Below are 22,524 nucleotides of genomic sequence, written 5' to 3'. Positions count from 1 at the left end.
ATGAGCCGCCACATCGCAGGACGAGGACGGACCGGCCGGGCGACACCCCCGCCGGCCGGTCCACCCGTCGACGACGTCGAATGCGACCTGAGCAGCAAGCTGACGCTCGGGCAGTTCCTCAAGCTGGCATCACTGCTCGATTCGGGTGCCGAGGCCAAGGACGCGGTCGCCTCCGGCGCCGTGAGCGTCAACGACGAGGTGGACACCCGTCGCGGTCGCGGCCTGGTCGACGGCGACGTGGTGGAGATCGGGGGCCGCGCAGCCCGGGTGGTCGCGCGCGACGGACGGGGAGAGGCCTGATGGCGGACGAGACGCGGCGGACGATCCAGGCTCCGGTGGTGCTGCACGACGATGACCCCGGCGCCAGGCGCTACGCCACCTGGCTCGCCGAGGAATTCGACACCGGGGCCACCCATCACGACGCCGTGGACCCGGCCGAACTCGTCGTCGCCGGGACGGTCGTCCTCGTCACCGGGATGCGGGCGGCCGGCGGGCTGGGTGGTTCGGCGTTCATCCGCGACAACTGGGAGGCGCTCGTCGAGGCCGGGCGCCGGGTCGCCGTCGTCATGGTGGGCCCGACTCCGGTCACCGATGACGCCCGGATCGAGCTCATGTCGAGTGAGTTCTCGGGCGATCAGCTCCGCGATCTCAAGCTCTTCCAGTTGCGGGGCGTGGTCACCCCGGACCAGCTGGGATTCCGGCAGCGGCTGGGCGTGAAGACCGCTCTCGCGGCGCTGCGTCGCAAATCCGAGCGCACCCCGGAGGAGGAGTCCATGCTCGAGTTGGGTGGGCTGGACCTCACCGACCGGGTCTCACTCGGGCCCCTGCTGCGCTGGATCCGCCGCGAGGCCTGATCGGCCGAGCGGGCCGGAAAGCCGCGTCGCGCGCCACACTGGTGTGACCCCCGATACCATCTCCTGGGTGAGACCCCGCCGTGGGGCGGGGCGATGACCCGGAGGATCCCGATGCGCACGACCACCCTCGCAGCGACCGTCTCGGCACTCGCCGCCGCCGCCCTGCTGACCGGAGCCGGAACGGCGGCGGCAGACGAGCCGGACGAGTCCGCGGATATGGGAACGATTCGCAGCGTGCTCCTCGCTCCCAACGTGGGGGAGGCGCTCGGCAGCATCGGCTACGGGTCGCTCGGGACCGGCTCGCTGATGGACCTGCTCACCGGGCTCATCAACGCCGGTTCGGTCATCCTGTCGGTGGAGCTGCCCAACGCGACGGGTTCCTACGCGCCCGGGTCCCTGGGCAGCTACGGGCCCGAGGCCTCGATCGGCGACGTGCTCACCATCCCGGTCGCGAGCCTCGGGGGAGCCTCCTGAGCGACCCCGCCCGCGGGCACACCCCGCGGGCGCTCGGGCGGGTGCGACGAACGACCCGGTCGGGTCAGCGCACCACGATCCCGTCGGAGTCGGCGTAGAGCGTGTCACCGGGGACGAAGTCGACCCCGCCGAAGCTCACGGTCACGTCGCGTTCGCCGTCGCCGGTCTTGCTGGACTTGCGCGGGTTCGTGCCCAGGGCCTTACAACCGAAGTCCATGCCGCCCACGACCGCCGAGTCTCGGATGGCGCCGTTGACCACGACCCCGGCCCAGCCGTGGGAACGGCCGAGCTCGGCGATGAGGTCGCCCACCAGCGCGGTGTGGAGGCTGCCGCCGCCGTCGATCACCAGGACCCGGCCCTCGCCGGGCTCGCCGAGCACGCTCTTGAGCAGTGCGTTGTCCTGGAAGCACCGGACGGTCGAGACGGGACCGAAGAACTCCGTCCGGCCACCGAGGTCGCGGAACTGGGTGTCACAGCTGCGGACGTCCTCGCCGATCTCGTCGACGAGGTCCGCGGTGGGGACGAATCCGGCGGGGGTGTCGGTCATGCGGGGCCTCCTGGGACGTGGTCTGGTCATGGCAACGCTATCCGGCCGCGCTCCCGCGGGGGAGCCCGCCGTGGGGGACAATGGCGGGTGAAGGGTGCCCCGCCATCGTCCGAGAACCAGGAAGGAGCCACCCGTGGCCCAGTACGAACTCCTGATCCACGCCCGGCGCGCGGTCGTCGACGATCGCATCCAGCAGGCGGCGGTCACGGTGGACGGGGGAGTGATCTCGTCGGTGCGGACGGGGTCGGAGGCGCGGGACATCGGTCTGGCGGGCGACCACACGATCGCCCTCGGTGATGACGTGGTCCTCATGCCGGGACTCGTCGACCCGCACGTCAGTACCGAGGACGTCGCGGTGGGCACGCGTTCGGCGGCTCAGGGCGGGATCACCTCGGTGATCGACTACGGAACCGACGGCGACCCGGTCGCGATCACCCCCGAGGACGTGGACCGCTGGCGCCAGGACGTCTCCGGCGAGTCCACGGTGGACGTCGGGCTGTGGGGCGCGGCGGTTCCGGGGAATCTCGGTGGGCTCGGGACGTTGCTGGATCGTGGCGTGTTCGGGGTGTCGGCGGTGGCCGCCGGCAAGGGTGTCGCCGGTGCGCCGACCCTGGACTCCGCACAGGTGGTGGCGGCCGCCGAGGAGGTCGCGGAGGCCGGCGGGCTGTTCGCGGTGGATGCCGGGGTGGACGATCTGCCCGGGCTTCTCGAGGTCTGCCGGCGCACGGGTGGCCGGTTGCACGTCCGGGCGGTGTCCGACCACGAGGAACTGCCCCTGCTGCGCGAGGCCAGGGCGGACGGGCTGGCCGTGACCGCCTCGACCAGCCCGCACATGCTGGCGTTGGTCTCCGAGGTCACCCACGGCGGCGCTGCGGTCGCGCGGCTCGACCCGCCGATCCGGGACGCCGCCAACCGCGAGTTGCTGTGGGAGGCGTTGCGCGACGGCACGATCGACGCCGTGGCCTCGGCCCGCCTCGGGCTGTCGGTCGTGTGGACCGAGGCCCGTCGCCGGGGATTCGATCTCGCCGACGTCGCCGGGTGGATGGCCACGCGCACCGCCGGGGTCGTGGGCCTGCGGGACCGCGGTGAGATCCGGGTCGGCCTGCGCGCGGATCTCGCCGCGGTCGCCGACGACGAGGCGTTCGTCGTCCTGCCCGGGACCCGTGAGCTGGGCTCTGCGGACTCGGTGTACGCCCAGCGTGCCCTGGCGGGCGTGGTGCGGTGGACGATGCGGGGCGGAACGGTGATCGACCCCCGTGCCCTCGCCCTCGGGACGGTCCTGACCCGACAGACGTCGTGAACCCGACAGCAGTGGGTCTCGACCTGTCCTTCCCGGCAGGGGTCACCTCGGGCCTGCTCATCACCGAGTACGTCATCAAGATCCTCGCGCTGGGGATGGTCCCCGAGAACCGGCAGCCGTCGTCGTCGCAGGCGTGGCTGCTCGCCATCCTCTTCATCCCGGTGGTGGGGGTGCCGTTGTTCCTCCTGCTGGGCAATCCCTACATCACCGGGCGACGGCACCTCATCCAGGCCGAGGCGAACCATCTCTATGCCAGGGCGCTCGAGAAGCGGCCCACCGTTCCCGACGGAGTGCGCGTGGGGCCCGGGGTGCGGACCATCCTGGAGATGAACCGGACCCTCACCGCGATCCCCGCCATGTCCGGGGACTTCATCGGCCTGCATTCGGACTACACGCGGTCGTTGGCGGCGATGACCGAGGCGGTCCGTGCCGCCCGGGACCACGTGCACATCGAGTTCTACGCGCAGTCGTGGGACTCCGAAACCGACGAGTTGTTCACCGCCGCGGTCGAGGCCGCCGATCGGGGGGTCGTGGTCCGGGTGCTGGTCGACCACCTCGGGTCACTGCGCTACCGGGGGTTCACGAAGCTCCGGAAGCGGCTGCGGCGGACCCCGGTGGAGTTCCACCTGATGCTGCCGGTGAACCCGTTCCGCGGCCGGTTCAGGCGGCCGGACCTACGCAATCACCGCAAGATGCTCATCGTGGACGGGGTGCACGGGTTCATCGGGTCGCAGAACCTCATCGAGCGCCACTACGGCAGTTCACGCAATGCCCGGCTCGGCCGCGAGTGGGTCGATCTGATGATGGAGGTCCGCGGGGAGATCGTCCAGGCGATGGACAGCGTGTTCGCCGTGGACTGGTATTCCGAGTCCGGCGAGGTGATCGGCACGCTGGAGGACGTGGCGCAGGGCGCACCACTGGCGCCCGGACGCAAGGGCGGGGATCCCACGGCGGGCGACCCGGTGAGCGCGTTCCAGCTGGTCCCGTCCGGCCCGGGGTACAGGACGCAGCCCGGGCTGCGGATGTTCACCCAGCTCATCGGCCAGGCACGGAAGCGGGTGCGGATCGTCAGCCCGTACTTCGTGCCGGACGACGCTCTCCTGCACGCCATCACGTCGGCGTCGTTCCGCGGGGTGGGGGTGGAGTTGTTCGTCCCCGAACACGCCGACCAGTTCCTCGTCCACCACGCCCAGCGGTCCTACTACCGCGCGCTGCTCGAGGCCGGGGTGGTGATCCACCGCTTCCGCTCCCCGGCGGTGCTGCACACCAAGACGGTGCTGATCGACGACTACGCCGGGATCGTGGGCTCGAGCAACATGGACCAGCGCTCGTTCAACCTCAACTTCGAGATCAGTCTGCTGGTCCTGGGCGGCGAGGCGGTCGCGGAGCTCAACGACGTGGTGGACTCCTACCTCGAGGACTGCACCACGTTGGGGATCGAGACGTGGATGAGCCGCCCGTGGCCGGGGCGGTACGTCGACAACGTCGCACGTCTCACCTCCGCGCTGCAGTAGGCCGGGTCCGGCGGCGGATCGGGTCCGGCCGGACAGCCGGCGCTACGGGCGGGCGGCACCGCAGTAGTACGCTCAGCGTGCGCGGGTCGCACAGGCCCGCCCCTGCGACGAGAGGCTGTGCCCGATGCCCCAGACCCGTGGTTCCGGAGTCCGGACCAGGCGCCTCGGCGCCGCCGTCACGACCGCCGTGGTGGCGGTCGTCGCGGTCCCCGCCGTGGCGTACGCGCAGGAGGACTCGGGGTCGGGTTCAGCGCTGCCCGCCGAGACGGGCAACAGCAGTGTGGACCAGCTGGTCGGCCAGTTGCCCGAGGAGATCGTCATCGGCGGTGGGGCGCTCGGGTCCGAGGGGCTGCGCGAGACGGGCAGCGCCCCGGTGGCGGACGCCGGACTGTCCCTGGGGCAGACCCTCGGTTCGGTGGCGCCGCTCGAGGCACTGGGGTCGGCCGGCGGGTCCGCGGCGGCATCCGTGGCGTCCTCGGGGAGCCTGCCGGGCTCCGTCTACGCCAATCCGACCGGGTCGATCGGGTCGGGCACCATCGGGCTGGGATCGATCGCGATCCCCGAATACATGTTCGCCGTCGTCGGCGTGCAACTCGCCGGCGGTTACTTTGCTGCGCTGGGTGAGCGGCAGGAGGCCGGCGCGCTCTACCCGCACGAGTTGGACTTCTGGCACGGGCTGGTCGAGGGCTCGGCCGAGGGCGGCGCGCTGCTCACCGACGCCGCGGACGCCGCCGGCACCGAGCTGCCCGGCGCGCTGGCGGGGAGCATCGAGGCGGTCCAGATCGCCGCGCTGCAGGATCCGTACGAGGACAACGAGCGCCGTCGCGCCGAGGCCGAGGCGGCGGCCGCCGACGGTGGGCAGGACGCGACGGACGAGGTCGACGACGGTGAGGTCGACGACGACGAGGCCGACGTCTCCCCGGTCGGCGCGAACGGTCCCGCCGGGGACACGCAGGGCGGAACCGGCGGTGTGGGCGCGACCCTCGGCGCCGCGGCCACGCCTGCCGCCATCGCCACGACCGCGGGGACCGCCGCCGCCGGACCCGGCGAGCAGTCGGCCCCCGCCGAGCTGTCGGCCCCCGCGGAGCTGGCCGTGACCGGCGTGGGGACCACCGCGCTGGTCGGCGTCGCCGCCGGGACGATTCTGCTGGGCGGGTTGCTGCTGGCCTTCGCCCGCCGGCGCGCGTAGGGGCCCGGCCTCGTCGTCGTCCCCTCCACGCGGGCCCGGGCGGATCGTTGCGGGGCCACTCGGAAGGCCGGGCGGAAGGCCGGGCGGTAGGCCGCGCCGCCAGCGGTTACCCACGGGCGGTCACCCCTGCGGACTCACCCCTGACCACTCACCCCTGCGCACTCATTTCCCGGCAGCGGTCCCACAGCGCGGCCGCGACCTCGCGGTCGTGCGAGGCCTTGGTGGAGGTCACGGTCGTCGGGTACCCGGTGAGCTCGCCGGGGCCGTCGGGGCCGATGTATGCGCCGCCCGCGACGGACTCCACGGTCGCGGCGTAGAGCTGCGGCAGGGCCCCACGCTCGGCCGGTTGCACGAGGAACGGGATCTTCTCCACGCCCTTCATCAGCAGGTCCTGCACGCGACTGCCGCTGCGGTACTGCAGATTGGTCGCCGAGTACCCGGGGTGCGCGGCCACCGCCCTCAACGGCGACCCCGCGGCCTCGAGGCGACGCTGCTGCTCGTAGGCGAGCATGACGCAGGCCAGCTTGGAGGCGGCGTACACCGGCATCGGGGCGTAGCGGCGACGGGTCCAGTCCAGGTCGTCGGGGTCCACCGTGCCGAAGCGGTGCATCATCGAGCCCAGCCACACCACCCGGTCGGTGAGCGCCGGCGCGACGTGCTCGGTGAGCGCGAAGTGGCCGAGGACGTTGACGCCGAACTGCATCTCGTGGCCCTGCGCGGTGCGCGACCGTGGGATGTTCATCAGCCCCGCGTTGTTGATGAGCACGTCGGGCGAGCGGCCCGCGAGCAGCTCACCCGCCGCGTGCACGGACTCGAGGTCGGCCAGGTCGAGTTCGACGACCTCGGCGCGGTCCGGGTGCGCGAGCCCCGCGCGGGCCGTCTCGGCGCGGCCCGTGTCACGGCAGGCCATGATCACGCGGGCGCCCGCGTCGGTCAGCGCGCGGGTGGACTGCAGGCCCAGCCCGGAGTTCGCCCCGGTGACCACGAAGGTCCGGCCGGTCTGGTCAGGGATGTCGGCGGTGGTCCATCGGCTCATGCGGGCCAGGGTACGTCCGCCGTCCGACATCGCCCACCGGCTCATGCGGGGCAGTTCACTCCCAGGTGGCGGTGTCCGGGTCGACGCCGTGCGCCCGGGCGTTGGCCTCGACGGCGGCGACCAGCCACTGAGTCAGGCCCGGCTCGTGCGCGTCGTACGTCTCGGCGAAGCGTGGGTCCTCGACGTACATCCGCGCCAGGCAGACCTGCATCGCATGCGTGCAGTCGTAGAACCGCCCGATCGATGCGCGGTGGCGCTCGGCCAGCTCCGCGGCCTCCGGCGCCCCCGGGTCCATGCCGGCACGCTTGGCGGCGGCGAGGTCGACGTTGAGCGCGTCGCCCTCGGCCTTGACCTGCTTCCAGTCCTCCCTGGACATGCGCGCCGTGCGTTCCTGCGACTGCGCCCACTGCGGGGTGTCGCCCCAGCGGTTCTCGGCCTCCTCCTGGTACTCCTCCTTCCAGTCCGTGCCGAAGATCTCGGCCCTGTCCTGAGGGGTCAGTGGTGCGTTCATATCGATCGCCTCCTTCATGCGGTCGACTGCGGAGACCATCTCCTGCAGGTGCGAGATGCGTCCGACCAGCAGCTCCCGCTGGCGGGTCAGGTGAGCCAGGGCGTCGGCCTCCGGGTCATCGAGCAGGTCCCCGATCTCCGCGAGCGGGAAGCCCAGCTCGCGGTAGACCAGGATCCGGTGGAGGCGGGCGACGTCGTCGTCGTCATACACCCGGTAGTCCGACCACGTCCTGCCGCTCGCCGGCGCCAACCCGATCCGGTCCCAGTGGTGCAGGGTCCGGACGCTCACCCCGACGAGTGCGGCGACCGCACCCACGGTGAGCCCGTCTCTCGTCGTCATGTCTCCAGCATCTCTCACATCCACGAGCGTGGGGCCTGACGTGATGTCAGGGTCAAGCCCGGGATCCCAAGATCGGCGGGCGGGGAACAACGGCAGGCGGTACCGCTCTTCCTTACCCGCCGGTAACCTCGGAGCCATGAGCCGACCCGCGCCCCATGTGTACGACCGTCTCCGCGACCTCGTCGCGATCCCCGACTTCCGGGCCGACCCCTCGAGCCGCCCGTCGGCGGTGATCACCGAGGTCTTCACCGGTGACCCACTCGCGGAGATCCCCGCCGGCACCGCCGACGATGTCACCGCCGCCGTCGATCGGGCCCGGGCCGCGCAGGTCGCGTGGGCCGAACGAGACGTCGCCGACCGGGTCGCCGTCATCACCCGCTTCGCCAAGCAGGTCATGCGGAACCGCCGCGAACTCATGGACATCGTGCAGGCAGAGACCGGCAAGAGCCGCGCCTCCGCACAGGAGGAGGTGCTGGACTGCCTCATCACCGCGCGTCACTACGCCCGGACCGCGCCCGGGCTGCTCGCCCCCAAGCGCGTCCAGGGCATGCTGCCGGGACTGACCAAGGCCGTGGTGCGCCGCCAGCCCAAGGGCGTCGTGGGCGTGATCGCGCCGTGGAACTACCCGCTCAACCTCGCCGCCACCGACGCGCTCGCCGCCCTGCTCGCGGGCAACGCCGTGGTGATCAAGCCCGCCTCCATCACGCCGTTCTGTGCCCTCGCCGCCGCCGACATGCTCTACCGGGCGGGCCTGCCGCGCGACCTGTTCCAGGTGGTGCCCGGTTCGGGCGGGACCGTCGGCGGCGCGATCGTGGAGAACGTCGACTACCTCATGTTCACCGGCTCCACCGCGACCGGCCGCACGCTGGGCCGCCAGTGCGGCGAGCGCCTGATCGGCTTCTCGGCCGAACTCGGCGGGAAGAACGCCATGATCGTGACCGAGGGTGCCGACCTCGACGAGGTGGCCGAGGTCGCCACGCGCGCGTTCTTCTCCAACTCGGGTCAGCTGTGCATCTCGGTCGAGCGGGTCTACGTGGAGCGCTCGGTCGCGCCGCAGCTCATCGAGAAGCTCACCGCGCGTGTGCAGTCCATGAGCGTGGGGCCCGGCTACGACTTCGAGGCCGAGATGGGCAGCCTCATCTCCCGTGACCAGCTGGACACCGTCTCCGCACACGTCGACGACGCGGTGGCCAAGGGCGCGCGCGTCCTCGCCGGCGGACGCGCCCGGCCGGACCTGGGCCCGCTGTTCTACGAGCCGACCCTGCTCACCGACGTGCCCTCCAGCGCGACCTGCTACGGCGAGGAGACCTTCGGCCCGGTCGTGTCGATCTACCCGGTCGACTCGGTCGAGGAGGCGATCGCCGAGGCCAACGACACCGAGTACGGGCTCAACTCGTCGGTGTTCGCGGGGTCCGACTCCGAGGGCGAGCAGATCGCCGCGCGCCTGCGGACCGGCACCGTCAACGTCGGCGAGGGCTACGTCGCGGGCTGGGGCTCCGTCGCCGGCCCGATGGGCGGCATGGGCGCCTCCGGGGTGGGCCGACGCCACGGTGACGAGGGACTGCTCAAGTACACCGAGGCGCAGACGATCGCCACTCAGCGCGTCGTGCACATGGGCGGGCCGTCGTTCCTGCCCCGCACGCGGTGGCAGCAGTTGCTCGCGCCCGCCACCGACGCCATGCGCTTCCTGCCGGGGCGGTAGGCGGGCGGCGGGAGCCCGCGGGTGGCCGGGCCCGCGCGGGCGGTGTCCGGCCGCCCCGGCCCGCCTCGTGCTGACGCCGCTCGCCCTCCTGATCGCTCGACCTCGTGATATAGCCGCGTCCGGGCATGGCGTCTCGCGCGCCCCGGGGGGCAGGCCAGACGCCATGCCCGGACGCGGCTGTGGCTGACGTGTACAGGCGCGGGAGCGAGACGCCGGGCGGGGGAGCGGCTGCGCCGCTCGGCGCTTGGCGTGCCCGCCCGTCAGTTGCCGCGGCGCAGCAAAACGAACGCGCCGCCGATGAGCAGGATCGCCAGTCCGCCGACGACCCAGATCGCGGGGTTGACGCCGGTGTCCTCGCCCGAGGTCTCATCGGCGACGTCCGCCTCGTCGCCGGCCCCGGCATCGGACCCGCCCGCCGGGGAGGCGTCCCCGCCGGCCGCGGGCTGCGAGCCGGACTCCCCGCCGGCCGCGGACTCCGAGCCGGCCTCTGCGCCGGACTCTGCGCCCGCCTCCGCGCCGCCGGCCCCGCCCGTCACGGTGAAGACCGAGGACCCGCTCACCACGTGCCCGTCGGACGAGGTCACCCGGTAGCCGACGGTGTAGGCGCCGGGCCCGAGATCATCGACGTCGACCGTGACGGTCTCGCCCGCCACCGAGGGGTCGCCGACGACCCGGGTGGCCCGGTCGTCCCCGGCGGTCACGGCGACGGAGGCGAAGTTCTGGTTGATCTCCTCGTTGAAGGTCAGGACGATCTCGTCGGGCGGGGTGTCCAGCTCGGAGCCGTCTTCCGGGTCGATGGAGACCAACACCGAGTGGGCGCCGGCGACCGGGGCGAGCACCACCGAGGGAGCGGCCGCGCCGCCGACCAGGGCGGCAGCGACCGCGACGGAGGCCAGCCGCCCCCGGAGCGCCGTCACGCCTTGACGCCCAGGCGGGCGAAGATGTCCTTGTTGATGCGGTCGAGCTCGCCGGAGATCGACGAGTGGATCTCGCGCCGCTGCCCGGTGGGCGTGGTCTCGGCGGTCTCGACCGCCGTCCGGAGGTCGGTGAGCCGGGTCCGGGTGGAGGAGATGAAGTCCTTGACCTCACGCTCGCTGCCGCGGCTCACGTCGAGCTGGTCGAGGGTCTGCTCGAGGCGGACGATGCGCACACCGAGGGCGGCGCCGGGGCCGGTGGCGTTGATGCCGGCGGCCTCGAGGTCCACGCCTCCGGGGCCGGAGGGCTTGCCGGCCGACCCCTGCACGTTGGAGACGGCCTTGTAGACCATCGGCAACAGCACCGGGGTGGCGACCTTGGCCATGCTCAGCCACCGCTGCAGGTCGTCCTTGTTGAGCTTGGTGCCCTCGAGCTTCTTCAGCTCCATCTCGGCGAGCTCGTACTCGTGCTTGCGGCCGGCGGAGTCGATCTTCTCGGCGAGCTTCCGGTCCTTGGCCAGCAGCTTGGCCTCGCGCTTGATGGTGGCGCGCTCCTGCTTGGCGTGGACCTTCTCGTTCTTCCGGTTCCGCTTGGCGGACTTGCGGTCGAGCTTGTCGCGCTTCTCGGCGCGCTTCTCGGCGCGTCGGGCCTTGCGGTCGGCGTTCTTGCGCTCGAGCTTGGCGCGCTCCTTGGCCTCGGCCAGTTCCACGCGGTGCGCCTCCTTGGCCTTCTTGCGTGTCTCCTTGGCCGCGAGCTTGGCTTCTTTCATGGCCGTGGACTTGAGCGCCGAAGCATGGGCGCGGAGTTCGGCACGCTTGTCGCGGTAGGTCGTCAGCTTGCCCATGGGCGTCGATCCTTCTCTCGTCGCGGACATCAGGTCTCCAGCCTAGGCGAATCGGCCCGCACTGAGGACCGGACCGTCGTGCGGGGCGTGGCTGGTCCATGATGGACGGCGATGGAGGACGCTGGGAGCACCACGCACCGCGCCCCCGACGCGGCGGTGGTGGGGCCGGCCTCGGGGGCCAGATGTCTGCACCGCGTGGCCCGGGAGCGTGATGCGCGACCGGGGTGGTGGCGGACCGCGCCGCTCGACGAGGGGGTGCGGCTGCGGGCGATGGCGGCGGCGGATCGTCGCGCGGGCCTGCGGGAGCGCGCGTTGCGCGACGCGCGCCCCGACGCCGCGGTGGTGGATGTGGTGGGGGATCACTGGACCGATCTGCCGGGGGACGTACCGGGCGACGACGACGAGAGGTCGACACTCCGGGCCCTGGCCGACGGGGCGACGCTGGTGTGGGGCGCGGCTCTTCCCGCCGATCCGCACGGGGGCCGGGCGGGCCTCCGATGCACCCTGGCGGCCGTGCCCGGCGGCGGGTACGCGCCGGTGCTGGTGGTCAATCACAAGGTGGTCGATCCGCGACGGGGCAGGAGTGCCTCGACGGCGACGGTGACCCGGTTGCTCGACTGGGCCCCCGCGCCCGATCCCTCCCTGCGGGTGCGGCGTCACCCTGCGGATCTGGACCGGCTCGTCCACGCGTGGCGCTTGTTGAGGGCGGTGGGGCACGCGGCGGAGTCCCCGGTCGGTGCGGTGCTGGGGCTGGGGTCGGCGCGCGCGGTGGTGCACGATCTGGGGCCGGTGCTCGACTCGGCCGAGCGGACCCACGCCACGCGGTTGGCCGTGGTGCGCGGTGAGCTGGACACCGCGCCCAGCCGGATCGGCGAGTGTCGCACCTGCCCCTGGTGGGAGGGCTGGGACGACCGGGACGGGCCCGTCGAGGGCTGCCGCGACCGGCTCGTCGTGGCCGATGACGTCAGTCTCGTCGTCGGCGGCGGACAGGTCGGATCGCTGAGGGCCCGGGGGATCCGGACGGTGGCGGAGTTGGCGGAGGCCGGACCGGACCGGCCCACGGACTGGAACGGCGAGCCGTTCTCGGACGCGGTCCTGCGGGCGAGGGCACACCGCGACGGCGAGGTCGTGGTGCCCAAGGTGGCGCGGCCGAGCATCCCGCGGGCGGACATCGAGGTGGACGTCGACCTGGAGAGCCACCTCGACGACGGCGCCTATCTGTGGGGGACCCTGCTCACGCTGAGGGACGGGCGGCCCCTGGAGGCCGAGGGGTACAGGCCGTTCGCCACCTGGGCGCGGTTGCCGGATCCGGACGAGGGGCGTTCGTTCGCGGAGTTCTGGCGCTGGCTGACAGGCATCCGCGACCGGGCGGCCGGGCAGGGGCGGTCGTTCCGGGCCTACTGCTATTCACGATCCGCGGAGAACGGGTGGCTGCTCTCGTCGGCCGGCAGGTTCGGTCCGGAGGGCACCGTCGCCGTCGTCAAGGGGGTCCCGTCCGTCGCCGAGGTCCGGCGCTTCATCTCCTCCCCGCTCTGGGTGGACGTCCACGAGGCGGTCACCACCCAGTTCGTCTCCACCTCGGGCCTCGGGCTGAAGGTGGTCGCCCCGGCCGCGGGGTTCACGTGGCGGGATCCCGAGGCCGGCGGCGAGGCCTCGCTCGGCTGGTACCGCGACGCGCAGGCGGCGCGGGGCGTCGAGCGGGACGCCGGCCGCGACCGCATCCTCACCTACAACGAGGACGACGTGCAGGCCACCCGGGCCGTGCGTGAGTGGATCTCCCACCTCGGCTGAGTACGCGGTGATATCTGCAGTGCGTGAGCGGATTTCGGGAGCTTCTTCTAACTAAGATTTAACTGAGTTCTCGCCGTTGATCACCTGAAAGCGTGGCTAGGGTGGGGCACGGACCGATGTCCTCGGGTCCGACGCGGGGGCCCTGCCGGGCACGGGCTCGCTCGTCCCCGCGACCCTGGGTCTCGGCTCGGTCGCCGCCGTCGGTGCGGGCATCTACTTCCTCCCGGAGATCCACGCATCGCTCACCGCCGCCGGTATCGCCCTGCCGCCGCTGCCGCCGCTGCCGTGGGCGCCGGCAGGTGCCGCTCCGGCCCCCGCGGCTCCGGCGCCCAGCCCCGCGCCGGCCCCCGGCCCCGCGATCGACAACGGTCGCGGCTGACCCTGTGCGCACCGCCTGACCCAGGCACAGCACCGAGGCCCGCCCCCTTCGCAGGGGCGGGCCTCAGTCGTCGTACCGGCGCACGGGGCCGGACGCTATGTCCGGTCCCGGGCGGACAGTTAGCGCGGCGCCATGCGCAGGGCGCCGTCCATGCGGAAGCTCTCGCCGTTGAGGTAGTCCTGCTCGACGATCGCGTTCGCCAGCTGCGCGTAGTCGGACGGCCGGCCGAGGCGCGACGGGAACGGGATCGCGGCCTCGAGAGACTTCTGGAACTCCTCGGTCAGGCCCTTGAGCATCGGGGTCTCGATGGTGCCCGGGGCGATGGTGTTGACGCGGATACCGAACTGCGCGAGGTCGCGCGCGGCGCAGATGCCCATCGAGTACACGCCGCCCTTCGAGGCGGCGTAGGCGATCTGGCCGACCTGGCCCTCGTAGGCGGCGACGGAGGCGGTGTTGATGATGACGCCGCGCTGGCCGTCCTCGTCCACCGTGTCCTGGGTGGACATGGCCTCGGCGGCCAGGCGCAGCACGTTGAACGTGCCCACGAGGTTCACCGAGATGCAGGTCTGGAAAAGGTCGAGCGCGTGCACGCCCTTCTTGGAGACGATGCGTGCGGCCGGGGCGATGCCGGCGCAGTTGACCACCACGCGCAGTGGCGCGGCCTCGGTGGCCTTGGCGATGGCGGCCTTGACGTCGTCCTCGCTGGTGACGTCGGCGGCGATGAGGGTGATGCCCTCATCGATGCCCTGCTCGACCGCCTTGTCGATGGACTGCTGCAGGTCGAGGCCGAACACGACCGCGCCCTTCTCGGCGAACGAGCGCGCGGTGGCGTTGCCCAGGCCGGAGGCGGCGCCGGTGACGATGACGGAAGCACCCTTGATGTCCACGGGCGATGTCCTTTCTGTTGACGACGCGAGCACTAGGAAGTGCAAGCATTAACGTCTCCAGTGTCCCAGACCCGCTGTCAGCGCACGTCGAAGGCCGGGCTCTCCCCCCTTACGGGGAACAGTCGCCCGTCGATCGCGCGGCCCGACGCCGTGTAGACCACGCGGTACGCGCCGGCCGGGGTGCCCGGCGGGATGTCCCAGGTGACGAGGGCGCCCGTGACGGTCAGCAGGCCTTCGAAGACGATCATCGTGGACCAGTCGCCGTCGTCGTGCACCCGTACCCACCGGTCGCCCTCTCGCCGCTCGATCGCGAGGTAGGTGTCTCCCCGGCGCAGGTCGGAGTTGGGGTGGGTGCCACAGAACCGCACCACGACCCGCTGCCCGACGCGGTACTCCGCCAGCGGCGGGTCCAGGACGTCGCCGAAGTTCCGCAGCGGAGCCGGTGTGTCGACGAGTGGGTTGCCCAGCGGGGAGACGGGGATCTGCCCGGTGAGGTCCCGCTCGGAGGTGCCGGGGTCCAGCGGAGTCCCGGCCCGCATCGAGCGGGCGAGGTCGGCGGCGACCTGTTGGATCGCCGGCAGGGTCCACGGGCCGAACGCCGTCGCGCCGCCCTCGTAGTTCTGCGCCGAGTACTCCTCGGGCGTGGTGACGTAGTGCCCGTAGGCGTTGGAGTACCCCTGGACGGTGACGTGGTCCTCGCGCACCCCCAGTTCCGCCGCCAGGGTCCGGCGCAGGCGCAGGCCCGCCACGACGGTCGGTTCGAACCCCAGGGTGAACAGGTGGTGCGTTCCCAGTCGGACCAGGTGGAACGGGTACACGCGCTGGATCGCGTGGGGGACCAGGCCCACCGGGAGCAGGACGTCCTTGGCGCCGTGCGCCTCGCGGAGCCAGGCGGGGATCACCACGTCGGTGATCGCCGCGATGACGGGGTTGCCGCCGCGGTCACCCTCGGCGAACGGTAGCTCGTCACCACCGCCGCCGTCCTCCTGGCTGCCCGACGCGAACGACGCGCCGAGGGCCGCCACCGCCGTCCGGTGGGTGCGTCCGTCGCCGGTGAACTCGGGCCGCACCTCGACGGCCGACATGTCCACCCAGCGGTGCCGGACGTCGATCCCGCTGCCGAGTGGACGGACCCCTGTGCCCACCTGGGCCCGCGCGGCCGCGAACTGTCGCTCGCCGATGATCCTGGTGTTGAGCCACTCGTCGGGCGTCGGTCCCCGGCCGGGGGCCAGGTCGAGGTTGGGGCTCACGTCGCCCGGGTTGGTCTGGGCGAACGCGGTGACCAGCTCCGGCGTGCGGCCGTCCAGGTAGTCCTGCCCGGCCACCTCCCGCTCCCAGTGCCATGCTGCGTAACCCTTGTTGTCCGAGGACGCGATCGTGTTGTGGGAGGTCATCGAGGTGGCGTGGACGCCGAACCAGTTGAGCACGCCCACGAGCCGGCCGTCGCGGGTGATCTGCAGCGACTGCGACCGCGGGTCGATCCCCGCCGGGAACTGCGCCCGCTCCTCGGGGGTGTCGCGGTCGAAGGACCCGCGGGAACGCTGGGCGCCGGCGTCGTGCAGTGTGCCGGTGGTGACACCGACTCCCGAGGGCGCGAGATCGTGGTGGGCCATCCGGGCGGCGTCGACGATCCCCGCCACGTTGGCCTCGAACGTCACCGGCCGGAAGCCCAGCATCGACAGGTCGACCATCGGATGGCCGGATGTTCCGCCGGGTGCCACGTGGGTGTGCGTGGCGGTGATGACCACGTTGCCCTCGTGGTAGGTGTCGCCGAACTCGGCGGCCAGTCGGCGCAACACCTCCTGCTGGATCGACTGGAAGACGAGGCCGATCTCGGCGGTGACGTGGAGGAACCGGGGTGACGACGGCGAGTCGGCAAAGATGAAGGCGCGGGCCCGCTGCCGCAGATGCAGCCCGACGGACTGCTGCTCGGTGTCCGCGTACCCGTTCATGCCCGCGCCCAGCGGCTCTCCGGTCATGTCCCCGATGCCGCGGCCGACGTACATGGCCGTGGACTGGCCCGAGGCGACGGCCGGCAGGAGCGACTGCAGCGCGGCGACCCCGCCGAGTGCGGCGGCCCCGCCCAGAACGGTGCGGCGGCTGACGGTGATCAGGTTGTCGGACATCTGCTCTCCCCGGGTGCGCGTATCGCGGTGATTCGCATCCCCGCATCGGGAAGTGACGCTACCCAAGTGGACGCTCGTCCGGGGAGCCCTCTGCGGGCCGGGCGGACGGGCGGGCCGGGCGACAAACGAGCAGCGGCCCGGGTGGGGAGGTCCCCACCCGGGCCGCTGCGTGCTCTGCTGAGCCGTGAGGCGCTAGGCCGGTGTTCAGCCCTTGGCGGCGGCGTAGCGCTCGGCGACGTCCGCCCAGTTGATGACGTTCCACCAGGCCTTGACGTAGTCCGGCTTGACGTTCTTGTACTGCAGGTAGAAGGCGTGCTCCCACATGTCCAGCATGAGCAGCGGGGTGATGTTGATCGAGATGTTGCCCTGCTGGTCGGTGAGCTGCTGGATGATCAGGCGCTGCCCGATGTGGTCCCAGCCCAGGACGGACCAGCCCGACCCCTGCAGGGTCGTGGCGGCGGCGTTGAAGTGGGCCTGGAACTTGTCGAACGACCCGAACTCGGCGTCGATCGCGGCGGCCAGCTCGCCCTCGGGCTTGTCGCCACCGTTCGGCGACATGTTCTTCCAGAACACGGAGTGGTTGGTGTGGCCACCGAGGTGGAAGGCCAGGTTCTTGCTCAGCAGCGGGGCCTTGGCGGCGATGCTGCCGTCCTCGCGGGCCTCGGCGAGCTGCTCGATGGCGTCGTTCGCGCCCTTGACGTAGGTCGCGTGGTGCTTGGAGTGGTGCAGCTCCATGATCTCGCCGGAGATGTGCGGCTCGAGAGCGCCGTAGTCGTAGTCGAGATCGGGAAGAACGTACTCGGCCATAGTGGAGTGTCCTTTCAGTTGGGTGGCGGGCTGCGCACTGGAGTCCCCGTGGCGCCCGTCACGACGTCCACCTCCACCATAGTGATCCGTCCACCGGTGCGTCGTGCTGCGCGACCGCCGGCTGCCGCCCGAGCCGATGGCCTGCCATGATCGGGGTCGTGGATCACTCTGATACGGCCCCGGCCGGCGGCATCATCTCCGTGTCGGCCGTCGTGCTCACCCGACCCGACGGGGCGGTGGCGACCGTCCGCAAGGCGGGCACCGACCGGTTCATGTTGCCCGGCGGGAAGTGGGAGGCCGGGGAGTCGCCCCGGGCGTGCGCCGCCCGGGAGATCGACGAGGAACTGGGGGTGATCATCGCCCCCGATCGGCTCACCCCCCTGGGGCGGTTCGACACCGCGACCGCCAACGAGCCCGGCTTCTCCCTGGTCTCCGAGGTCTTCGCCGCCGAGGTGGACGGTGGGCAGCGGCACCGGGCCGAGATAGCGGAGTTGCGCTGGGTCGCGGCCGCGGAGGTGGCCCACATCGCGACGCTGCCGGAGGACGCGTGTGCGCCGTGGGCCCCCCTGCTGGTGCGCGTCGCCCGCGACTGTCTGACGTGATGACCGTGCCTGGTCAGATCACCAGGAGGACGACGAGCACGATCAGGAGTGCCAGGGCGACGGCGACACTCACGTGGAGGTTGCGGCGACGGACGTGATCGCTGCAGCCGGACCCCTCGAAGGGCTGCGGCGGCTCGCCGTCGAGGATGGCGCGCAGGCGCTGCGCGGCGGGCTGTGTAGCGGTCACGTCGAGCTCCCCCTCGGTCGAACTGGTCACCACCCTAGCGCCGACTATGGCATTGGTCACATCACGTCCGGATCACGAATGGGCCGGAGGGTTACCCTGGCGGCATGGGCTGGCTACAAGACGCGATCAGACACTCCGCCATGCGAACCGCGACCACGGTCGTCGACGCCGAGGCGGCGCTCCCGGGCCGCGCTGACCCGGTGCCGGTGGCGTCGGCGAACATCGTCACCGGAAACCCGATGGTCCCGCCGTTCCCGGAGGGCCACGAGACGATCGTGCTCGGCATGGGGTGTTTCTGGGGCGCGGAGAAGATCCTGTGGCAGCTCGACGGGGTCTGGACCACCGCCGCCGGGTATGCCGGCGGGTGGACGCCGAACCCCACCTACGAGGAGACCTGCACCGGGGCGAGCGGCCACACCGAGGCCGTGCTGGTGGTCTTTGATCCGCAGGTGCTGCCGGTGGAGAAGCTGCTGGCCACGTTCTTCGAGTGGCATGACCCCACGCAGGGGATGCGCCAGGGCAACGACATGGGCACGCAGTACCGCTCGGCCGTCTTCACCACCACGCCGGAGCAGCTGGAGGCGGCCCGTCGCATCGCCGAGGGGTACCAGCAGGAGCTCGACGCGGCCGGTTACGGCCCGCTGACCACCGAGATCGGCGAGCTGGGGGAGGTCCGGTCCGGCACCTTCTACTACGCCGAGGACTACCACCAGCAGTACCTGGTGAAGAACCCGGGCGGCTACGACTGCCACGTCCGCAGCGGCGTCGCCTGCCCCATCTGACCGGGGGCTCCCGCGCCTGGCCGGGCGCGGGAGCGGATGGCCGGACCGAGGGTCAGACGGAGCGGGCATGCGAAAGGGCCCGGCAGGATCTCTCCTGCCGGGCCCTCTCGTGGAGTCTGAAGGACGTCAGATCACTCTGACGTCACAGATCACATCGGGGTGATGTTCTCCGCCTGCAGGCCCTTGGCGCCCTGCGCGACGTCGAAGGAGACCTGCTGGTTCTCCTCGAGCGAGCGGTAGCCCGAGCCCTGGATGGCGGAGAAGTGGGCGAAGACGTCGGCCGAGCCGTCGTCGGGGGCGATGAAGCCGAAGCCCTTGTCAGCGTTGAACCACTTAACGGTGCCGGTAGCCATATTGGCGTCCTTTCGAGAGTCGGTGCCCCGCTTGTCGGGGAACCAGGTGCTGCAGCAGAGAGCGTGCTGTGTGTTTCCCTGCGGTGCCGCACTGCCCTCTCTCGAGGACGGTGGATCTACAGAAATACAACGAACGATTTCAACTACTGAGGAAGACCATACACACGCCCTTGCGATCCGTCACCCCTGATGTGACGACGGCTACATGTGTTGCCTGATCTCGTCCGCCAGAACGAGGGCGTGGTTGTGCTCGGTGTCCTTCGCCGCATAGGCCAACACCAGGTCGCCGCGGGCCGCCAGCGTCGCCAGGCGGCCCACCTCCCCGGCGGCGGGATCGCGTGACAACTCCTCCCGATACCTCTCCGCGAAGTGCTCGAAGTCCAGTTCACCGCGGTGGAACCCCCGGCGCAGGTCGGCGGACGGAGCCACGTCCCGGCACCAGTCGTAGTGACCGAGGGAGTCCTTGCGTACGCCGCGCGGCCACAGCCGGTCCACGAGGACGACGTGGGCCCCCGCCGGGTCGGCCTCTCCCGAGACGAGGTCGTGGACGCGCACGCAGTACACGGACATGGACCCAGGCTCCGGCACACCGCCGTCGAACGCCACCCGGGCTGTGCCAGCATGGTCGACATGACCACACCGCGGCGTCAGGGGCAGTGGCGCTGGGTCGCCCACCCGCCGTGGCGACCCCCGACGCCCGTGACGCGGCCGCCCGTCCCGCGGCACCGCACCGGGCCGGCGTGGCGCGACCGCACCCCGGCCTACCCCGGCACCCCGCGGTGGGGGCTGCCGCCGGTCGCGATCCCGCGCCACCTCGAGCAGCCGGCGGGACCGGCACCCGCCCGGCTCGCCACCGCCGCCCCCGGGATCATGCGGGCGGCCGGCGCCTGGTTCCTCGCCACCGCGGTGGCCCACGGACTGCGCTACGCCGCCCTGGTCTGGTACGCCGACCGGCTCGCGCCGTGGTGGCTCGAGGCCCTCACCACCGCCCTGGTCTGGGTGACGGGGATCGTCGCGATCGCCGTGGGCGTCGCCGCAGCCGTCACGGCGACGGTCTGGCTGGTGGAGATGCGGCGACGGGCGTTCGCACCGGTTCGGGACCCCCGGTCACGGGCGGGCCTGTGGGTGGGTGCCCTCCTCGTCGTCGTCAACTTCTTCCGCCTGCCCGTCTACCTCGAGGAACTGCGCCGGGCGTCGACCCGCGCCCCGTCCCGATCGGACCTCCGGCGGTGGTGGGTGGCCTGGGCCGTCAACGCCCTGACGGTCGCGGTCGCCCTGTGGCGCGGCAGCGGGGAGGGCCCCCAGGCCGCCGCGGACACCGTGCTGCTCACCGCCCTCGCCGCACTCGCCGCGGCGTGGGCGGTCCGGGAGACCCGGGGCGTCATGAGGAGTTTCAGTGACCCTTCCCCGCGGTTCACCCGCAGGTTCATCGCGGCGGGGATCCTGGAAGCGTCAGCAACCCGGAAGGATTGAGACGTGACGGTCCCCGCGACCACCCACCTGCCCTCGCCCGTCTCCACCCGCAGCGGGGTCGTCGCACACCGCGGCGCCTCCGCGGAATTCCCCGAACTCACCCGGGTCGCCTATCAGCAGGCCCTCGAGCAGGGCGCCGAGGCGCTCGAGGTGGACGTCCGCCTCACCTCCGACGGCGTGCCCGTCCTGCTCCACGACCCCCGCACCACCCGCGTCGCCGACAGGGATCTCTGGGTCCACGCCAGCACCCTCGAGCAGATCTCCGCGCTCGACGTGGGGTCGTGGCACCCCGTGCACCGCGCCCCCGAAACGGTGCTCACGCTGCGCAGCTTCCTCGTCATGGCCGAGGCGTACCCGGACGTCCGGTTGTTCCTCGAGACCAAGCACCCGGTGCCGTCCGGCGGCCGGGTCGAGACGGCGTTGCGCGACGAGTTGACGTACTTCGGCCTCGACCGGGCCACGTCGTTCGCCGATTCACGTGCGGTGATGATGAGCTTCTCGGTCGCGGCCGTGCGGCGTTTCCGGCGGCTCGCCCCGGACGTGCCGACGGTGCAGCTGCGCGAGCGTAGGAACGTCGTCAAGTCGTGGCCGGCCGAGGGGTTCGGCGCCCAGTTGATGGGACCGAGCATCGGGACGCTGCGGGCGCGGCCGTGGCTGGTCGAGTACTGGCGGTCGCGGGGGATGGGCACCTACTGCTGGACCGTCGACGACCCCGCCGACCTGCTGCTGTGCCGCGACCTCGGCGTGGACTGGGTCGGCACCAACGTCCCCTCGCGCGCGCTGACCGTCCTCGACGGCGGCGCGCCCCGGACCGAGGGGCCCGCGGGCGCCTGACGGGCGGGCCGGCCGAGCCCGGGCCCGAGTCCGGGTTCGAGTCCGACGCCTACGCGGGCGGTCGGCGGGGGCGCACCGTATCGTGGTGATCGTGGGTAGACGCAATCGGAACAACGAGCCCAAGGCCGGCGGCAACCGCCAGGCCAAGATCGCCGCGCGCGCGGCCGAGCGTGAGGAACTGAGCGTCGAGCCGCGGCCGTTCGCCGGGTTCGCCGGGGAATGCGACATGGTGGCGATGCGCGAGTTCGTGCCGTCGGCCACCGCGCGCCTCACCACGGTCGACGGTGGGCGGGAGGTCACGCTGGCGACCGTGCTGCCAGGCGCCATCGCGGGCCTGGTCCGCGACGAGGAGCTCGGCGGCCAGGCCATGGTCGGCCTGCAGGTGCAGGTCCACGGACCGGACCCCGCGGTCGATCTGGCCTACGCGGTGGACTGGGCGACCCGCGCCGGTGGCGGGGAGACCCTCACCTCGTCGCACCCGACCGACTCCACCCCGGCACTGGCCGACGTCGTGGTCGCCGATGCGCCGCTGGAGATCGTCGTCCACGACGACTTCTCGTGGTGGGTCGCCGACGGCGTGGACGTGGGGCCCGAGATCGAGCAGGCGATCCGCAACGCCAACGAGGTCATGATGCCGTCGGCGCGCGTCTCCGCGGACGGCATCGAGGCCGCCTGGTGGGTCGACGCCGGCGAGAAGGCACACATCCGCTGGGTGCGGCCGGAGAACGAGGACGACCTGTTCGAGGCCCTCGCCCGCGTGCACGCCGCCGGTGCGCTCCATCTGGGTGAGGGGTCCCGCTTCGCCGGGTCGTTCCGCACGCACGGGGTGCTGGTGCCGGTGTTCGACCTGGACCGCGAGATGCACCACCAGGAATGGGCGCCGGGTCTGCAGGCACTCGACGCCGCGCTGCGTGAGGCGCTGGCCGACGACACGCCCCTCACCTCGGACGAGCGCTCCTCCCGCGACGGTCTGCGTGCCCGGCAGGTGACCCTCCGCTAGACCGCCGCTCCCGCGGGCTGCGCGCGCCCGGCCCCTGCGGTATGAACCCCCGGCCGGGCGCGGCGGCCTCTAGGATCC

General features: G+C 72.1%; 24 protein-coding genes. 13 read left to right on the top strand and 11 right to left on the bottom strand.

From position 1 onward, the window contains the following. The 3 genes from AC3DEV_RS05130 to AC3DEV_RS05120 all read left to right on the top strand — a co-directional run bounded on the left by AC3DEV_RS05130 (position 1) and on the right by AC3DEV_RS05120 (position 1,328). Positions 1-300, top strand: coding sequence for an RNA-binding S4 domain-containing protein (locus AC3DEV_RS05130; RefSeq protein ID WP_235027950.1), 300 nt, complete (start codon positions 1-3; stop codon positions 298-300). Beyond that, complete coding sequence (locus AC3DEV_RS05125) at positions 300-854, top strand: hypothetical protein (RefSeq protein ID WP_067714925.1); 555 nt, start codon at positions 300-302, stop codon at positions 852-854. The genes AC3DEV_RS05130 and AC3DEV_RS05125 overlap by 1 nt, the downstream gene beginning before the upstream one ends. A 111-nt stretch (positions 855-965) precedes the next feature. Further along, positions 966-1,328 (top strand): hypothetical protein, encoded by a 363-nt coding sequence (locus AC3DEV_RS05120; protein WP_182634910.1) that lies wholly within the window; start codon positions 966-968, stop codon positions 1,326-1,328. 64 nt (positions 1,329-1,392) lie between these two features. Here the strand turns inward: AC3DEV_RS05120 and rraA are convergent, their stop codons facing one another. Beyond that, positions 1,393-1,875 (bottom strand): ribonuclease E activity regulator RraA, encoded by a 483-nt coding sequence (rraA, locus tag AC3DEV_RS05115; RefSeq protein WP_119192687.1) that lies wholly within the window; start codon positions 1,873-1,875, stop codon positions 1,393-1,395. A 133-nt stretch (positions 1,876-2,008) separates the two neighbouring features. Here rraA and AC3DEV_RS05110 point away from each other — a divergent pair, with 133 nt between their 5' ends. From AC3DEV_RS05110 to AC3DEV_RS05100, 3 genes are all read left to right on the top strand, one after another. After that, positions 2,009-3,175, top strand: a complete 1,167-nt coding sequence (locus AC3DEV_RS05110; protein ID WP_488371472.1) for an amidohydrolase family protein — start codon at positions 2,009-2,011, stop codon at positions 3,173-3,175. After that, a complete protein-coding gene (locus tag AC3DEV_RS05105; protein WP_317469879.1) occupies positions 3,172-4,689 on the top strand; it encodes a phospholipase D-like domain-containing protein in 1,518 nt (505 codons plus the stop codon). The genes AC3DEV_RS05110 and AC3DEV_RS05105 overlap by 4 nt, the downstream gene beginning before the upstream one ends. 124 nt (positions 4,690-4,813) lie before the next feature. Beyond that, positions 4,814-5,878 carry a hypothetical protein gene (locus AC3DEV_RS05100; protein ID WP_488371471.1) on the top strand — a complete coding sequence of 355 codons (1,065 nt, stop codon included), beginning with the start codon at positions 4,814-4,816 and terminating at the stop codon, positions 5,876-5,878. A gap of 148 nt (positions 5,879-6,026) precedes the next feature. Here the strand turns inward: AC3DEV_RS05100 and AC3DEV_RS05095 are convergent, their stop codons facing one another. Both AC3DEV_RS05095 and AC3DEV_RS05090 read right to left on the bottom strand, forming a co-directional pair. Continuing rightward, complete coding sequence (locus AC3DEV_RS05095; RefSeq protein ID WP_206474430.1) at positions 6,027-6,914, bottom strand: oxidoreductase; 888 nt, start codon at positions 6,912-6,914, stop codon at positions 6,027-6,029. 55 nt (positions 6,915-6,969) lie between these two features. After that, positions 6,970-7,764 (bottom strand): MerR family transcriptional regulator, encoded by a 795-nt coding sequence (locus AC3DEV_RS05090; RefSeq protein ID WP_488371470.1) that lies wholly within the window; start codon positions 7,762-7,764, stop codon positions 6,970-6,972. Between the two features lie 136 nt (positions 7,765-7,900). Here AC3DEV_RS05090 and AC3DEV_RS05085 point away from each other — a divergent pair, with 136 nt between their 5' ends. Next, complete coding sequence (locus tag AC3DEV_RS05085; RefSeq protein WP_488371469.1) at positions 7,901-9,466, top strand: succinic semialdehyde dehydrogenase; 1,566 nt, start codon at positions 7,901-7,903, stop codon at positions 9,464-9,466. Between the two features lie 260 nt (positions 9,467-9,726). On the opposite strand, the gene AC3DEV_RS05080 is transcribed toward AC3DEV_RS05085, so the two are convergent. Both AC3DEV_RS05080 and AC3DEV_RS05075 read right to left on the bottom strand, forming a co-directional pair. Next, positions 9,727-10,383, bottom strand: a complete 657-nt coding sequence (locus tag AC3DEV_RS05080; RefSeq protein WP_488371468.1) for a copper resistance CopC family protein — start codon at positions 10,381-10,383, stop codon at positions 9,727-9,729. Beyond that, entirely contained in the window at positions 10,380-11,225 is an 846-nt protein-coding gene (locus AC3DEV_RS05075) for a DUF6474 family protein (RefSeq protein ID WP_488371467.1), read from the bottom strand. Before AC3DEV_RS05075 ends, AC3DEV_RS05080 begins: the two co-directional genes overlap by 4 nt. Before the next feature lie 111 nt (positions 11,226-11,336). Between AC3DEV_RS05075 and AC3DEV_RS05070 the strand changes: the two genes are divergently transcribed. Further along, positions 11,337-13,016, top strand: a complete 1,680-nt coding sequence (locus tag AC3DEV_RS05070; protein ID WP_488371466.1) for a TM0106 family RecB-like putative nuclease — start codon at positions 11,337-11,339, stop codon at positions 13,014-13,016. A gap of 498 nt (positions 13,017-13,514) precedes the next feature. Here AC3DEV_RS05070 and AC3DEV_RS05065 read toward each other — a convergent pair whose 3' ends face one another. The 3 genes from AC3DEV_RS05065 to AC3DEV_RS05055 all read right to left on the bottom strand — a co-directional run bounded on the left by AC3DEV_RS05065 (position 13,515) and on the right by AC3DEV_RS05055 (position 17,215). Beyond that, on the bottom strand, positions 13,515-14,282 hold the full coding sequence (locus AC3DEV_RS05065; RefSeq protein ID WP_119193494.1) for an SDR family NAD(P)-dependent oxidoreductase: 768 nt from the start codon (positions 14,280-14,282) through the stop codon (positions 13,515-13,517). Between the two features lie 77 nt (positions 14,283-14,359). Then, positions 14,360-16,408 carry a neutral/alkaline non-lysosomal ceramidase N-terminal domain-containing protein gene (locus tag AC3DEV_RS05060; protein WP_488371465.1) on the bottom strand — a complete coding sequence of 683 codons (2,049 nt, stop codon included), beginning with the start codon at positions 16,406-16,408 and terminating at the stop codon, positions 14,360-14,362. A gap of 204 nt (positions 16,409-16,612) precedes the next feature. Then, a complete protein-coding gene (locus AC3DEV_RS05055; RefSeq protein WP_067714888.1) occupies positions 16,613-17,215 on the bottom strand; it encodes a superoxide dismutase in 603 nt (200 codons plus the stop codon). A 158-nt stretch (positions 17,216-17,373) separates the two neighbouring features. Between AC3DEV_RS05055 and AC3DEV_RS05050 the strand changes: the two genes are divergently transcribed. Beyond that, on the top strand, positions 17,374-17,817 hold the full coding sequence (locus AC3DEV_RS05050) for an NUDIX hydrolase (RefSeq protein WP_256821334.1): 444 nt from the start codon (positions 17,374-17,376) through the stop codon (positions 17,815-17,817). 13 nt (positions 17,818-17,830) lie between these two features. On the opposite strand, the gene AC3DEV_RS05045 is transcribed toward AC3DEV_RS05050, so the two are convergent. Next, positions 17,831-18,034 carry a hypothetical protein gene (locus AC3DEV_RS05045; protein WP_206474421.1) on the bottom strand — a complete coding sequence of 68 codons (204 nt, stop codon included), beginning with the start codon at positions 18,032-18,034 and terminating at the stop codon, positions 17,831-17,833. A 74-nt stretch (positions 18,035-18,108) separates the two neighbouring features. On the opposite strand from AC3DEV_RS05045, the gene msrA reads away from it, so the two are divergent. Continuing rightward, the gene (msrA, locus tag AC3DEV_RS05040) at positions 18,109-18,786 is read left to right on the top strand and encodes a peptide-methionine (S)-S-oxide reductase MsrA (RefSeq protein WP_374210747.1); all 678 of its coding nucleotides are present in this window, start codon (positions 18,109-18,111) and stop codon (positions 18,784-18,786) included. Between the two features lie 149 nt (positions 18,787-18,935). Here the strand turns inward: msrA and AC3DEV_RS05035 are convergent, their stop codons facing one another. Both AC3DEV_RS05035 and AC3DEV_RS05030 read right to left on the bottom strand, forming a co-directional pair. Next, positions 18,936-19,139 carry a cold-shock protein gene (locus AC3DEV_RS05035; protein WP_007629661.1) on the bottom strand — a complete coding sequence of 68 codons (204 nt, stop codon included), beginning with the start codon at positions 19,137-19,139 and terminating at the stop codon, positions 18,936-18,938. Between the two features lie 201 nt (positions 19,140-19,340). Beyond that, positions 19,341-19,709 (bottom strand): DUF488 domain-containing protein, encoded by a 369-nt coding sequence (locus AC3DEV_RS05030; protein ID WP_488371464.1) that lies wholly within the window; start codon positions 19,707-19,709, stop codon positions 19,341-19,343. 60 nt (positions 19,710-19,769) lie between these two features. Between AC3DEV_RS05030 and AC3DEV_RS05025 the strand changes: the two genes are divergently transcribed. The 3 genes from AC3DEV_RS05025 to AC3DEV_RS05015 all read left to right on the top strand — a co-directional run bounded on the left by AC3DEV_RS05025 (position 19,770) and on the right by AC3DEV_RS05015 (position 22,446). Beyond that, positions 19,770-20,612 (top strand): DUF4328 domain-containing protein, encoded by an 843-nt coding sequence (locus AC3DEV_RS05025; RefSeq protein WP_488371463.1) that lies wholly within the window; start codon positions 19,770-19,772, stop codon positions 20,610-20,612. A gap of 3 nt (positions 20,613-20,615) precedes the next feature. Further along, positions 20,616-21,446 (top strand): glycerophosphodiester phosphodiesterase family protein, encoded by an 831-nt coding sequence (locus tag AC3DEV_RS05020; protein WP_259822261.1) that lies wholly within the window; start codon positions 20,616-20,618, stop codon positions 21,444-21,446. Positions 21,447-21,534: 88 nt separating this feature from the next. After that, complete coding sequence (locus AC3DEV_RS05015) at positions 21,535-22,446, top strand: DUF5926 family protein (RefSeq protein ID WP_413957249.1); 912 nt, start codon at positions 21,535-21,537, stop codon at positions 22,444-22,446. Positions 22,447-22,524 lie beyond the last annotated feature (78 nt).

The organism is Dietzia sp. IBK-p2-15D (genome assembly GCF_057773105.1).
This window is presented reverse-complemented; position numbering and strand designations above follow the sequence as displayed.